The following is a 13,439-nucleotide window of genomic DNA, read 5'->3' on the forward strand; positions in this document are numbered from 1 at the left end:
GCAAATCTAAATCCTTCCCGCTTACCTGATCGAGCCGGACTTTTAGGGCAGGCAGATTATGAGCGCGTTCGGGCGTCGTAGTGGTGGTGGCAATGGCGGCGCGCGCCCCGGTTTCGGTGTAGCGCGCCCGATGCAGGGCGGCGGCGTTCAGGCGCGGCCCGATGGCGGGGAGCAATTCCCGCCGATCGAGACGTTGCCGCTCGTCGCCGATCCCGATCTCAACATCCCCGCCTCGCAGATCGACGCGATGCAGCGGTTGCAGGATCGCCAGAACGCCAGCGGCGATGCCGGATCGAGCAAGGTCGACGGCTTCGAGGCGTCGATCCACACGATCAAGGAACAGGTGCTGCCGCGCCTGCTCGAACGCGTCGATCCCGAAGCGGCGGCGACGCTCGGCAAGGATGAACTGGCCGAGGAATTCCGCCCGATCATCGGCGAGGTGCTCGCCGAACTGAAGCTCACCCTCAACCGCCGCGAGCAATTCGCGCTGGAGAAGGTGCTGGTCGACGAGTTGCTCGGCCTCGGGCCGCTTGAGGAGCTGCTCGCCGATCCCGAAGTGTCCGACATCATGGTCAACGGCCCGGAACAGACGTTCATCGAGCGCAAGGGCAAGCTGGAACTCGCCAAGATCCAGTTCCGCGACGAGGAGCATCTGTTCCAGATCGCGCAGCGCATCTGCAACTCGGTCGGCCGCCGCGTCGATCAGACCACGCCGCTGGCCGACGCCCGCCTGAAGGACGGCAGCCGCGTCAACGTGATCGTTCCGCCGCTCAGCTTGCGCGGCACCGCGATCTCGATCCGCAAATTCTCGGCCAAGCCGATCACGCTCGACATGATGGCGGGTTTCGGCTCGATGAGCCCGAAGATGGCGACCGCGCTGAAGATCGCGGGCGCCAGCCGCTTCAACATCGTCATCTCGGGCGGCACCGGCTCGGGCAAGACGACGATGCTCAACGCGCTTTCCAAGATGATCGACCCCGGCGAGCGCGTGCTGACGATCGAGGACGCGGCGGAACTGAGGCTCCAGCAGCCGCACTGGCTGCCGCTGGAAACGCGGCCCGCGAACCTTGAAGGGCAGGGCGAGATTTCGATCCGCGATCTCGTCAAGAACGCGCTGCGTATGCGCCCGGATCGCATCATCCTCGGCGAAATCCGTGGCGCGGAATGTTTCGACATGCTCGCCGCGATGAACACCGGCCACGATGGCTCGATGTGCACGCTCCATAGCAACAGCCCGCGCGAGGCGCTGGCGCGTATGGAGAATATGGTGATGATGTCCGACATCAAGGTGCCGAAGGAGGCGATCAGCCGCCAGATCGCGGATTCGGTGGACATGATTATCCAGGTCAAGCGCCTGCGCGACGGCTCCCGCCGCGTCACCAACGTCACCGAGGTGATCGGGATGGAAGGCCCGGTGATCGTGACGCAGGAATTGTTCAAATTCGAATATCTCGACGAAAGCGCCGACGGGAAAATCCTGGGCGAATATCGCGCGATGGGCCTGCGCCCCTATACGATCGACAAGGCCAAGCAATATGGCTTCGATCAGGCGTTTCTGGAGGCGTGCCTGTAGGGCTGATCGCCATTCAGCCCATGCCGGCCTGCAAATGGCGGTTTCCCGCGCTTTTCGGTGCTCACGTACCTTTAGTACGCTGCGCTTGCGGGTCACGAGAAACCACCATTTTCGGCTCGACCTGACCTGAATGGCGATCAGCCCTAAGGATCAGGCGTCAGCCGGCGGGGCTTTTCGGCGCTGCGGTACAAACCAGCGCCGGGCGGTGGCGTTTCGGGGCCGGGACGTGCATGGCGTGGCGCGATGGCATCCGCGCTGATCCTCTCCCTGCTGCTCGCCGCCGCTGCGCCCGTCGTGGCGGCATCCCCCGCGCCCCCGGCGGAGCGCGAGGCGGGCGTGACGCGGCTCGCCGCCAATGCCGAGGCGCAATGGGTGTCGTTCGATCTGACGCCGGGCAACCAGATCCGTTTCGACATGACCGTCGACGGGCGCCCGCTGACCGCGATCCTCGATACCGGCGTCAGCTATTCGGTGCTCGCGCGGCGCTATGCCGAGGCGGCGAAGCTGCCGATCTCGGCGGGCGGCAGCGCCACCGCGATCGGCGGCGCGGTCGATATCGGCTGGGTCGCGACGCGCGATGTGGTGCTGGGCGGGCTGACCCGCACCGGCGGCGGGCTGAGCGTGGCCGATCTGCCGGCGATCGCCACCGGCAGCGCCCGCCCGGTCGATCTGCTCGTCGGGCGCGACATGACCGGCGATTACGCGCTCGACATTGATTACGCCGCGCGGCGATTTCGCGTGCTGCGTTCGGGCCGGTTGCCGTTTCGCGGCGCGGTCGCCCCGCTTGCCATCTCGCGCGAGAAGCGTGTCTATATCGGCGAGGTGGCGCTGGGCGACGCGCGGCTGCGCCCGATGGTGGTGGATACCGGGGACGGATCGTCGATCACGGTGACATCGGCGGGCTGGCGCGAGGCGAAGCTGGCGGGGGTGCGCACCACCACCGCGATCTCGTTCGGCCTCGCCGGCGCGGTCGTCAGCACGATCGGGATCGTGCCGCAGCTATCGGTGGGCCAGCTTGTCGCGCGGCACGTGGAGGTGCGGGTCGAGCCGGTCGGTGGTTTCTCCGAGGCGATCGGCGCGGCGGGGCGGATCGGCTCGGGCTTCCTCCAGAATTATCGCGTGCTGCTCGATCCGCAGGCGGGGCGGATGGTGCTGGCGCCCGAGGCGGGGGCGGATAAGCCGCCGCTGCGCTCGACCAGCGGGCTGCTGCTGGGGATCGAGCCGGATCGGCTGCGCGTGCTGCATGTGATGCGCGGCGGCCCGGCGGCGGCAGCGGGCTGGCGCGAAGGCGATCTGATCTGCGCGATCGACGGCACCGCGATCGCGCGCGGCTATGCCGCAACCCCGCTCGCCAACTGGTCGGCGGACAAGGCGGGGCGAACGGTGACGCTCGGCATGTGCGACGGCACGACGCGGCGGCTGACGCTCGCGGATTTCTATTGAGCGGATGCCCGGCCGGCGGCGCGAAACGCGCGCGCGCCAGTCAATGTCCGAGCTTCTCGACCTTGTCCTGCAGGCGCGCCAGCTCCGCTTTCAGCGCGGCGATCTCGTCATCCTTGCTCGCCGCCGGGTCGGCGGCCTGGGGGGGCGCATTGCCCGTGCCCGGCTTGAACGCGCCGGCGGCGGCCTCGAACATCGCCATGTTGCGCTTCGCCATTTCCGCGAACGGCGAATGGGCGAACGCGCCCTCCACCGCCGATTTGAACTGCGCCTGATTGCGGCGGAAGCTTTCCATCGACGCATCGAGATAGCCCGGCACCATCGCCTGCATCGAATCGCCGTACATCGCGATCAACTGGCGCAGGAAATTGACCGGGAGCATCGTTTGCCCGCGGCTTTCCTCCTCCATGATGATCTGCGTCAGCACGTTGTGGGTGATATCCTCATCGGTCTTGGCATCCACCACACGGAATTCGCGGCCTTCGCGCGTCATTTGCGCGAGATGATCGAGCGTGATGTAGGATGAGCTTTCGGTATTATAGAGCCGGCGGTTGGCGTATTTCTTGATAATCACCGCGCCGTCACCGGAATGCTGCTTCTTCATCGAAAGCTCCCGCAATGAGAATTTACTGCGGTACAGCACATCCTGCCGCGCTGCAACACGGGCCGCGCCCGCTGCCGCTGTTCCTCGATATGCTGCGCAGCGAAACCGCAGCATCACCCGAGCGCGCAAGCGCGGCGCTGGCGGGGCTGCGCCGCTATCAGGAGGCGCCACGCGGCAAGCCTCGCGCCCGCGCCCCGGCGCGCTTTCGCAAGCGCCGCGCGCGGCTGCGCGATTATGGCGGGGCGGGGCGCCCGGTGGTATTCGTGCCCTCGCTCATCAACCCGCCGTTCGTGCTCGATCTGACCCCGGAAACCTCGCTGCTGCGGTGGATCGCGGGGGCCGGATTCCACGCCTGGCTGGTCGATTGGGGCGTGACCGATCCGCAAGACCGCGCGCTGGATGTCGCGGGGCATGTTTCGCAGGTGCTGGAGCCGCTGCTGGCGAAGCTGCCCGAGCCGCCGCTGCTCGTCGGCTATTGCCTTGGCGGCACGATGGCGATGGCGGCGGCGAGCCGGATGAGGGTCGCCGGGCTGGCGACGATCGCGGCGCCATGGCGCTTCGCGGGCTATGGCGCGGCGGCGGACGATATCGCGGCGCTGTGGAGAATCGCGGAGCCCGCGTGCCGCACGCTCGGGCTGGTGCCGGTGGAGGTGCTGCAATCGGGCTTCTGGCGGCTCGATCCCGCGCGCACCATCCGCAAGTTCGAGGCGTTCGCGACGATGGCGGAGGAGCGCGCGGCGATGTTCGTCGCGCTGGAGGATTGGGCCAATGCGGGGGAGCCGCTGACCTATGCCGCCGGGGCGGAATTGTTCGAGGCGATGGTGATGGAGGATCAGCCGGGCGCGGGGCGATGGCGGGTCGGCGGCGAGATCGTCGGGCCGGGGAAGCTCGATTGCCCGGCGATCGAATTCGTCTCGCTATCCGACCGGATCGTGCCGGCGGCGACCGCGGCGGGGCTGGCGGCGCGGCGCGATATCGGTGCGGGGCATGTCGGCATGATCGTCGGCAGCGGCGCGCGCCGGCAATTATGGGAACCGCTGCGCGACTGGCTTCGCGATCCGCGCGGGCGATAGCGGGGCGGCGTGGCCGGTTCGGGGCGGATCGTTTGCGGTCGCGAAATATTGCCGATGCTGAAGGCCGCGTCCGGGGGCGGTTTTTCGCCGCAACAGCATCCATGGCACGTTTTCGGGATCGAATTGCGAACGCTGCGCGCCATCGAAATAGGGCGGCATGTGATCGCCCACGAGCAGGATATCGGCATCGGGGAAATCGGGCTTCGTCATCTGCTCGGCCAACCGCTCCTCGATCTCTAGCCACAGGGCGAACTGGCGGCAGAGCATCGGGAACCGCCGCACCTCATCCGGCAGGTCCGCGCGGCAGGTGCCGGTGTTGAGCGCCTCCGAGATCGGAACGGGAAGATGCGAATTGACCGTCAGCCAATAGATGAACTGCGGGCGTGGATCGGCTTTCAACTCGCGATAGATGATCCCCGGAACGTCGCGATCGCAGGCGCCGGGAAACACCCCCGGACAGGAGGCGGCGCCCCGGCGGATCAGATCGTCGCGGAACAGCCGCCGTTCAAACCCCATATTGGGATACCATCGCGCCCGATCGAAAAAGGCGCCGTCGAAACTGTGGAGCGCAAGCGTGGCATATCCCGCCTTGCGGAGCCGCGCGGGAAGGCAGCCCTTGTCCCGCTTTTCCATCACCTCGGCGTAATTTCCCCAGCGACCGCACAACGCCCTCATTTCGGCGCTGGTGGTGGAGCCGAAATATGGCGCGGTGCCCTGCGTGAAATCGTAGCGCGCCGCGATATCGGCGCGCTTCCAGCGTTCGATCAGCCGCGCGGCTGTCGCGGGATCGTGCGGCTGACCGAGCGACTCCACGATGACGAGGATCAGATCGCGGCGCCCATCGGGTTGCGATGCGAAGCCGCTGCGCCGCACGCCCGAATCGAACGGCGCGCCATCGGCGGTGGCGCGTTGATAGGCGCCGCTGGTGCTCAACGACAGCAAGGCATCGAGCCCGGCAAGGCAGGCCGTGATCGCGATCGCGGCGATGATCGCCCAATTGCCCCGGAAATCCGTGCGCATCCTGAGAAGCCGGGCGCCGGCAAGCAGCGTCACGATCAACGCGACCGCGCCCCAATAATATTCGATCGAGCTTTCCGGACGCATCTCGATCAGGAAGCTGAGCGATTCGATCAGCGAGCTGACGCGGAAATTGAACAGCGCGGCGACGAAGGAGAGCGCCGAATAGATCATCAATAACACGAATGCGGCCAGCCTGATCGGATAGCGCGCGTTGCGCACGATCAGGCCGATCGCGCCGCCGGTGATGATTTCGGAATAGCGCGGCGGCGCGCCGATGATCCACAGCCACATGAATGCGGCGTTGGGCAGCAATATCCAGCAGATCGACCATGTGAACAGTCGATTGAGATTATCGCGCGCGCCACTTGTGACCGAACGGCGATTGACGATCGCAATCATATCGCCGTCCCCCAATTGATATGCCCGGTTATCTCCGGATGGGGGAAATCATACTGAAAATTCTATGAAGAAACGGTCAATCGTGCCCTGACCAGCCGGCGCGCGCGTCAGCGCCAGACGCGATCGAAACGGGTGCCGAGGCCGGTCAGCAGCTCATATTGCGACATGCCGCTCGCCGCCGCCGCTTGCGGCAGCGCGTAATCGAGCGCGAGCCAGTCGCCCTCCGCCACCGCGCATCCGCCGCAATCCACCGCGATCAGATCCATCGAGACGCGCCCCAGCAGCGGGAGCCGCGCATCACCCAGCAGCGCATGGCCCGTGCCGGAGAAGCCGCGCCAATAGCCATCGGCATAGCCAAGGTTGAGGATCGCCACCTCTGTATCGGCGGGGGCGACCCAGGTGGCGTTATACCCAACCGTTTCGCCCGCGCGGACGCGGCGGCGCTGGAGCACCTGCGCCTCGGGCCGCGCGACCTGGCGGATCGCTGTCAGTTCGGCGCGGGGCACGCCGCCGTAAAGCGCGATGCCGGGCCGGACGAGATCGAGGTGATAGCTCGTGCCCAGCGCGATGCCGGCGGAATTGGCGATGCTCATCCGCCGCGCCCGCGTTGTTCCGGCGAGTGCCGCGAAGCGGGCGCGCTGCGTTTCGTTGAGCGCCACATCCTCGTCGGCGCTGGCGAGATGCGTCATCAGCGTGTCGATCCTGAGGCCGTCGAGCAGCCCGCCCGCGATGTCCTCCGCCGATACGCCGAGGCGGTTCATGCCGGTATCGACCATCACGTCACAATCGCCGCCGCCCGCCTCCTTCCACCGCGCCACCTGCGTGGGGGTGTTGAGCACGGGCCGCGCGTTGCGCAGCCGCGCCAGCGCCATATCCTCCGCGCGAACGCCGTGGAGCACCGAAAGGCTCGCCCCGGTATCGACCAGCGCGCGCGCCTCCGCCCAGGTGGCGACGAAGAAATCGCGGCACCCCGCGTCCGCCAGCCGGCGCACCACCGCGCTCGCGCCAAGGCCATAGCCATCCGCCTTCACCGCCGCGCCGCACGCCGCGGCACCACTCATCGCATCGAGCAGGCGCCAGTTGTGGACGAGCGCCGACGTATCGAGCGAAAGGCGGCAGGGGGAACGGTTCATCGCCCCCGGTTAGCGGGCGGTGCGGCACGCGTCGATGGCGGGGTTACGCCACGATGCGCCCGTGGCGATCCTCCTTCAGCCACAGCACGGTGACGATCAGCGCGAGCAGGGTGATGCCCCAGGTGTACCACAGGCCAGCGAACGGATCGCCGGTGCGCGCGACGATATACTGGCTGATGAACGGCAGGAATCCGCCGAAATAGCCGGTGCCGAGGTGATAGGGCATCGACAGCGAGCTATAGCGGATCGCCGGCGGGAACATTTCCGACAAGAGCGCGGCGACCGGCCCGTAGGTGAGCCCGGAAAGCGCGGTGACGGCGAGGATCGCGATCAGGATCAGCGCGATATTGCCCGCCCCCGGCTTCACCCGGCTGAGATCGTAGCCCGCATTCGCCAGCGCCTTGTCCAGCGCGGCGGGCGCATGATCCGCGATCGGCACGCCGCCGATGGATACGCTCGTCACCGGGGTGACCTCCTTGGTGTAGGACACCCCTTTCTTGGAGAAATAATCGAGCAGCCGGGCGCATTCGTCGGTCTGCTTGGCGGCGAACGGGGAATAAGCGCAATGCGGGCCGGAAACCACCACCGGCGCGCGCTCCGCCGCGCGCGCCAGGCCGGGGTTCGCCGCCGCGCCCATCACGTGGAAGATCGGGAACAGCAGGATCAGCGTCATGATATAGCCGATCACGATCGGTTTCTTGCGCCCGACCAGATCGGAAAGCCAGCCGAACAGCACGAACCACGCCACCCCCATCAGCGCCCCCGCCCCGGTGATGAGCTGCGCGGTGGTTTCCTCCAGCCGCATCGTCGTCTGGAGAAACGAAAGGACCGAAAACATCGCGGTGTACCAGATCACCGCCAGCCCGGCGGCGATGCCGAACAGCGCGACCGCCATCCGCTTCAGGTTGCCGGGATAGGTGAAGCTTTCGCGCAGCGGATTGTGCGCGACCTCGCCCGCCGCGCGCATCGCCTTGAACACCGGGCTTTCGGACAATTTGAGCCGCATCCACAGCGACACCGCGAGCAGCGCGATCGAGAAGATGAACGGCGCGCGCCAGCCCCAGCTATCCCATGCCGGCCCGGCCAGCACCGTCTTGAACGACAGGATCACCGCGAGGCTCAGGATGAACCCGCCGACCACGCCGGCCTGGATGAAGCTGGTGTAGAAGCCCGAACGCCCGCGCGGCGAATGTTCGGCGACATAGATCGCCGCGCCGCCATATTCGCCGCCCAGCGCCAGCCCCTGCGCGATCCTGAGCAGCAGGACGAGGATCGGCGCGGCCATGCCGATCGCGTCATAGGATGGAATGAGCCCCACCCCGGCGGTGGCGATGCCCATCAGCGTGATGGTGACGAGAAAGGTATATTTGCGCCCCAGTCGATCGCCCAGATAGCCGAACAATACCGCGCCGATCGGGCGGAAACCGAAGCCCACCGCAAAGCCCGCCCAGGCGAGCAGGGTCTGCAATGTCTCGTTGCCGGCGGGAAAGAAGGTGCGTCCGATGATCCCCGATGCGGCGAGCGTGCCGTAGATGAAGAAATCATACCATTCGAAAACGGTGCCGAGCGCCGAGGCTGAAATGACCAGCCTGATCTCCGCCTTGGACGGCTCCACATCGTGATCCCGCGCAACGACCGTCGCCATTCTGCCCCATCTCCCCCGTTCGGATCGGTCTTTGCCGTCCGCGCGCTAGCTGTAACGTGCCATCGGCGGGCGGCAAGAGGTTTGGGCTCAAACTCGTTCAGGACCGCGTCGTGAACGGATTGACCCTATGGCACGGCGCGGTCAGGCGGTGAACGCGGCTTGCACCGCCAGCACGGCGATCGCATCCTCGCGCCCGGCGAAGGGGAGGCGATCGCCTTCGCCCGCCCCGATCAGCGCGCGCGCCAGCGGGGCGGAGAAAGCGAGCTTGCCCGCCGCCGGATCGGCTTCGTCATCGCCGACGATCTCGATCGTCCGCTCCGCGCCGTTGAGCGTGAAGCGCACCCGGCTGCCGAACGCGATCTCGTCGGCGGGCGGCGGTGGCGCGAGGATCGCGGTGATCCGGCGCGTCTGCCAATAGCGCAGCTCGCGCGCGATTTCCTCGCCGCGCGGCTCGCCGGCATCGCGCTGTTCCGCCTCAAGTGCGGCGATCCGCTCGTCGATCAGCGCGCGCCCGCGCGGGGTGACGAGGTTCGGCCCCGCGGGGAGCGGCAGTTCGAAGCGCGGCTCCTTGTGCTCCTCGTCGCTTTCGCGGCGGAAGGCGACGCTCATGGCTTGTCGCGCAGCATGTTGATGATGCCGGAGAAATCGCGCGCGCCGTTGCCCGCGCCGGCATAGGCTTCATAGAGTTCGCGCGCGCGCGCGCCCATCGGCACCTCGGCGTCGACGCTCTCGGCGGCTTCCATCGCCAGCCGCAGATCCTTGAGCATCAGCGCGGCGGCGAACCCGCCTTGATAATCGCGATCGGCGGGGGTTTCCGGGCCGACGCCAGGGACGGGGCAATAGCTCGTCATCGACCAGCTCTGCCCCGATGAAACGCTGGCGATATCGTAGAACGCCTGCGCATCCAGCCCGAGCTTGTGCGCGAGCACGAACGCCTCGCACGTCGCGATCATTTCCGCGCCGAGGATCATGTTGTTGCAGATCTTCGCCGCCTGCCCCGCGCCATTGACGCCGGCGTGGATCACCGCCTTGCCCATATCCGCGAGGAAAGCGCGCGCGCGCTCGAACGCCTCGTTCGAACCGCCGACCATGAAGGTGAGCGTGCCGGCGCTGGCCGCCGCGATCCCGCCCGAAACCGGCGCGTCGACCGCGACCAGCCCCTTGGCCGTCGCCTGTTCGGCGACGCGCTTGGCGGTGGCAACGTCGATCGTCGAGCAATCTATCAGGATCGCCGACGGCAGCGCGACATCGAGCACGCTCTCACGGTAAACCTGTTCGACATGCGCGCCCGCCGGCAGCATCGTTATCACCGCCTCCGCGCCATCGGCTGCCTCGCGCGCCGATGCGACCGGCAGGCAGCCGGCGGCCCTGGCCTTGTCGAGCGCATCCGCCGACAGATCGAAGGCGCGTACATCATGGCCCTTCTTCGCCAGATTGGCGGCCATGCCGCCGCCCATATTGCCCAGCCCGATGAAACCGACGCGCGCCATTTTCACATCCTCTCCAAATCGTAACGCCCGAACCCGTATGGGGTTACCGGCCCTTCCACACGCCCGCGCGCTTTTCGATGAACGCGGCCATGCCCTCCGCCTTGTCCTCGGTGGCGGTGAGGATCTGGAACAGGCGACGTTCGGTCAGGATGCCCTGCGCGAGATTGGTTTCGAACGCGGTGTTGACCATTTCCTTGTTCACCATCGCCGCCATCGGCGGCATCGCGGCGATCGTCGTGGCCGTCTTGAGCGCTTCCTCAAGCAGATCGGCGAGCGGCACGACGCGCGCGACGAGCCCCGAACGCTCCGCCTCGGCTGCATCCATCATCCGCCCGGTGAGGCACATTTCCATCGCCTTGGCCTTGCCGATCGCGCGGGTCAGCCGCTGCGATCCGCCCATGCCGGGGGCGACACCGAGCTTGATCTCGGGCTGGCCGAACTTCGCGGTATCGGCGGCGATGATGAAATCGGCCATCATCGCCAGTTCGCAGCCGCCGCCAAGCGCGAAGCCGTTGACCGCCGCGATCCACGGCTTGCGCGTCGCGACCACCCCGGTCTGCCAACCGGCGAAAAAATCCTGCAGGAAGAAATCCGCCGCCGCCATATCGGCCATCTGCTTGATGTCCGCGCCCGCCGCGAACGCCTTCTCGCCCGCGCCGGTCAGCACGAGGCAGCGTTGCGCATCGTTCCTGTCATATGCGCCGAACGCGGCGGCGAGATCGGCCAGCACATCCGAATTGAGCGCGTTCAGTGCCTGCGGACGATTGAGGGTGACGAGCGTGACCGCGCCGCGCTGCTCGACAAGGATATTGGCGTAATCAGACATGGTAATTCTCCAAACCGGCAACCCGAAAAATCGGGGACGGCGCTATGGCAGGATCAGGCCGGGGTCCAGCTTTCCGCATCGGGGAGCGGGGCGAAGATCTGGTCGATCACATGATCGCTCACGCCTTCGGGTGTCGGCGGATTCCATCGCGGCGCATTGTCCTTGTCGACGATCACCGCGCGGACGCCCTCCAGGAAATCGTGGCGCTGCACGACGCGGCTGCCGACCGCATATTCCTGCCGCATCTCATCCTCGAACGTCGCCATCGCCTTGCCGTCGAGCAGCAGCTTCAACGACACCTTCATCGTCTGCGGCGATTTGGTCCTGAGGATCGCGAGGGTCTCGCGCGCGAAATCGCCGTCATCACCGGCGAGCGCGGCGAAAATATCCTCCAGCCGGTCGGATGCGAACAGCCGGTCGATCTCCGCGCGCCGCGCAAGGATCGGCGCTTCGGGCGCGGGGACGGCGAGCGCGTCGAGCACCGCCTTCGGCCCCTCGGCGATCCGCGCCTTGGCTTCCGCCAGCCGACCGGCGGGGAGATAATGCGTGGCGAGCCCGAGCGCGAGGCATTCGGCGCCGCCCAGCCGGTGCCCGGTCAGCGCGAGATATTGCCCGATCCGCCCCGGCAACCGCGAGAGATACCAGCCGCCGCCGACATCGGGGAACAGCCCGATCCCCGTTTCGGGCATCGCCAGCCGCGTGTTCTCGGTCGCGACGCGATAGCGGCACGGCTGCGAGATGCCGACACCGCCGCCCATGGTGATCCCGTCCATGAACGCCACGATATCCTTGGCGTAGGTGAACAGCCGGTGGTTCATGCGATATTCGGTGTGGAAGAACGCCCGCGCCTCGGCACCGTCCTTCGCGCCGCTTTCGGCGAGCATACGTATATCGCCGCCTGCGCAGAAGCCGCGGCCTTCGGCATGGTCGATCGTGACGACATGCACCGCATCTTCGCCCCGCCACGCCTCCAGCGCCTCCAGCACGCCCGCGCACATCGCGGTGTTGAGCGCGTGGATCGCCTTGGGGCGATTGAGCCGGATGCGTCCGACGGCGCCGTCGGTCTCGACAATCAGGTCTTCGGTCATTGCCGCGTCAGCTCCCGCCCGACGATCATGCGCATCACCTGATTGGTCCCCTCCAGGATCGAATGGACGCGCAGGTCGCGCCAGAAACGCTCGATCGGATAATCCATCAGATAACCATAGCCGCCGTGAAGCTGGAGCGCGCGATCGACCACGCTCGATCCGGTATCGGTGGCGAGCCGTTTCGCCATCGCGGCGAAACGCGTCTTGTCCGGCGCGTTGGCGGTCACCTTGGCGGCGGCGACATAGAGCAGGTAGCGCGCGGCCTGAAGCTCGGTATCCATATCGGCGAGCGTGAATTGCGTGTTCTGGAAATCGGCGATGGCCTTGCCGAACTGCTGGCGATCCTTCGTATAGGCGATCGCCTCGTCGAGGCAGCGTTGCGCGCCGCCGAGCGAGCAGGCGCCGATATTGAGCCGCCCGCCATCGAGCCCCATCATCGCGAAGCGGAACCCGTCCCCTTCCGCGCCGACACGGTTGACGACCGGCACCTTCACATTGTCGAACAGCACCTGCCGCGTCGGCTGCGCGTGCCAGCCGAGCTTGCGTTCGTTGGCGCCGAACGACACGCCGGGCATGTCCTTGTCGATGACGAGGCAGGAGATGCCCTTGGCCCCTTCCGCCCCGGTGCGGACCATGGTGACATACACTTCATTCTCGCCCGCGCCGGAGATGAACTGTTTCGATCCGTTGACGATATAATGATCGCCCTCCAATCGCGCGCTCGTCTTGAGCGCGGCGGCGTCGGAGCCGGAGCCGGGCTCGGTCAGGCAATAGCTCGCCATGCGTTCCATCGTGACGAGATCGGGAAGGTAACGGCTTTTGAGGTCCGCGCTGCCGAAGCGGTCGATCATCCACGATGCCATATTGTGGATCGAGACGAACGCGGAGGTGGCGGGGCAGCCATAGGCCATCGCCTCCATGATGAGCGCCGCTTCCAGCCGGCCAAGGTTGATCCCGCCCGATTCCTCGCTGACGTAGATCGCCGCGAAGCCGAGATCGGCCGCCGCCTTGATAACGTCGCGCGGGAAATGATGCGTCTCGTCCCATTCCGCGGCGAAGGGCGTGATGCGATCGGCGGTGAAGCGCCGGGCCAGCTCCTGAATCTCGCGCTGGTCGTCGGTAAGGTCGAACTGGTTGGTCATAATTCC

The 13,439-nt window shown here is 66.8% G+C and carries 12 protein-coding genes; 3 read left to right on the forward strand and 9 right to left on the reverse strand.

What is annotated here, in order from left to right; all coding sequences use genetic code 11:
- The first annotated feature begins 58 nt into the window (after positions 1–58).
- On the forward strand, positions 59–1,573 hold the full coding sequence (locus tag Q0316_RS02960; protein ID WP_298669475.1) for a CpaF family protein: 1,515 nt from the start codon (positions 59–61) through the stop codon (positions 1,571–1,573).
- A gap of 243 nt (positions 1,574–1,816) precedes the next feature.
- Complete coding sequence (locus Q0316_RS02965; RefSeq protein WP_298669477.1) at positions 1,817–3,016, forward strand: aspartyl protease family protein; 1,200 nt, start codon at positions 1,817–1,819, stop codon at positions 3,014–3,016.
- Positions 3,017–3,056: 40 nt separating this feature from the next.
- Here the strand turns inward: Q0316_RS02965 and phaR are convergent, their stop codons facing one another.
- On the reverse strand, positions 3,057–3,617 hold the full coding sequence (gene phaR / locus Q0316_RS02970) for a polyhydroxyalkanoate synthesis repressor PhaR (protein ID WP_298669479.1): 561 nt from the start codon (positions 3,615–3,617) through the stop codon (positions 3,057–3,059).
- 14 nt (positions 3,618–3,631) lie between these two features.
- On the opposite strand from phaR, the gene Q0316_RS02975 reads away from it, so the two are divergent.
- Positions 3,632–4,690: an alpha/beta fold hydrolase gene (locus tag Q0316_RS02975; protein ID WP_298669482.1), complete on the forward strand. Its 1,059-nt coding sequence runs from the start codon at positions 3,632–3,634 to the stop codon at positions 4,688–4,690.
- Here Q0316_RS02975 and Q0316_RS02980 read toward each other — a convergent pair.
- The 8 genes from Q0316_RS02980 to Q0316_RS03015 form a co-directional block, all read right to left on the reverse strand.
- Complete coding sequence (locus Q0316_RS02980; protein WP_298669484.1) at positions 4,643–6,109, reverse strand: sulfatase-like hydrolase/transferase; 1,467 nt, start codon at positions 6,107–6,109, stop codon at positions 4,643–4,645. The two genes, Q0316_RS02975 and Q0316_RS02980, sit on opposite strands and share 48 nt — an antisense overlap.
- Before the next feature lie 107 nt (positions 6,110–6,216).
- Positions 6,217–7,242: an alanine racemase gene (alr, locus tag Q0316_RS02985; protein WP_298669486.1), complete on the reverse strand. Its 1,026-nt coding sequence runs from the start codon at positions 7,240–7,242 to the stop codon at positions 6,217–6,219.
- 43 nt (positions 7,243–7,285) lie between these two features.
- Positions 7,286–8,887: an MFS transporter gene (locus Q0316_RS02990; RefSeq protein ID WP_298669488.1), complete on the reverse strand. Its 1,602-nt coding sequence runs from the start codon at positions 8,885–8,887 to the stop codon at positions 7,286–7,288.
- A gap of 141 nt (positions 8,888–9,028) precedes the next feature.
- Positions 9,029–9,496 carry a GreA/GreB family elongation factor gene (locus Q0316_RS02995; RefSeq protein ID WP_298669490.1) on the reverse strand — a complete coding sequence of 156 codons (468 nt, stop codon included), beginning with the start codon at positions 9,494–9,496 and terminating at the stop codon, positions 9,029–9,031.
- On the reverse strand, positions 9,493–10,416 hold the full coding sequence (gene mmsB / locus Q0316_RS03000) for a 3-hydroxyisobutyrate dehydrogenase (RefSeq protein ID WP_298669594.1): 924 nt from the start codon (positions 10,414–10,416) through the stop codon (positions 9,493–9,495). The genes Q0316_RS02995 and mmsB overlap by 4 nt, the downstream gene beginning before the upstream one ends.
- 4 nt (positions 10,417–10,420) lie before the next feature.
- Positions 10,421–11,203 carry an enoyl-CoA hydratase-related protein gene (locus tag Q0316_RS03005; protein ID WP_298669492.1) on the reverse strand — a complete coding sequence of 261 codons (783 nt, stop codon included), beginning with the start codon at positions 11,201–11,203 and terminating at the stop codon, positions 10,421–10,423.
- Positions 11,204–11,256: 53 nt separating this feature from the next.
- Positions 11,257–12,291, reverse strand: coding sequence for an enoyl-CoA hydratase/isomerase family protein (locus Q0316_RS03010; protein WP_298669494.1), 1,035 nt, complete (start codon positions 12,289–12,291; stop codon positions 11,257–11,259).
- A complete protein-coding gene (locus Q0316_RS03015; RefSeq protein ID WP_298669496.1) occupies positions 12,288–13,433 on the reverse strand; it encodes an acyl-CoA dehydrogenase family protein in 1,146 nt (381 codons plus the stop codon). Before Q0316_RS03015 ends, Q0316_RS03010 begins: the two co-directional genes overlap by 4 nt.
- Positions 13,434–13,439 lie beyond the last annotated feature (6 nt).

Origin of the sequence: uncultured Sphingomonas sp., from assembly GCF_937871615.1 — a bacterium.
In the GTDB taxonomy this organism is placed as follows: Bacteria; Pseudomonadota; Alphaproteobacteria; order Sphingomonadales; family Sphingomonadaceae; genus Sphingomonas.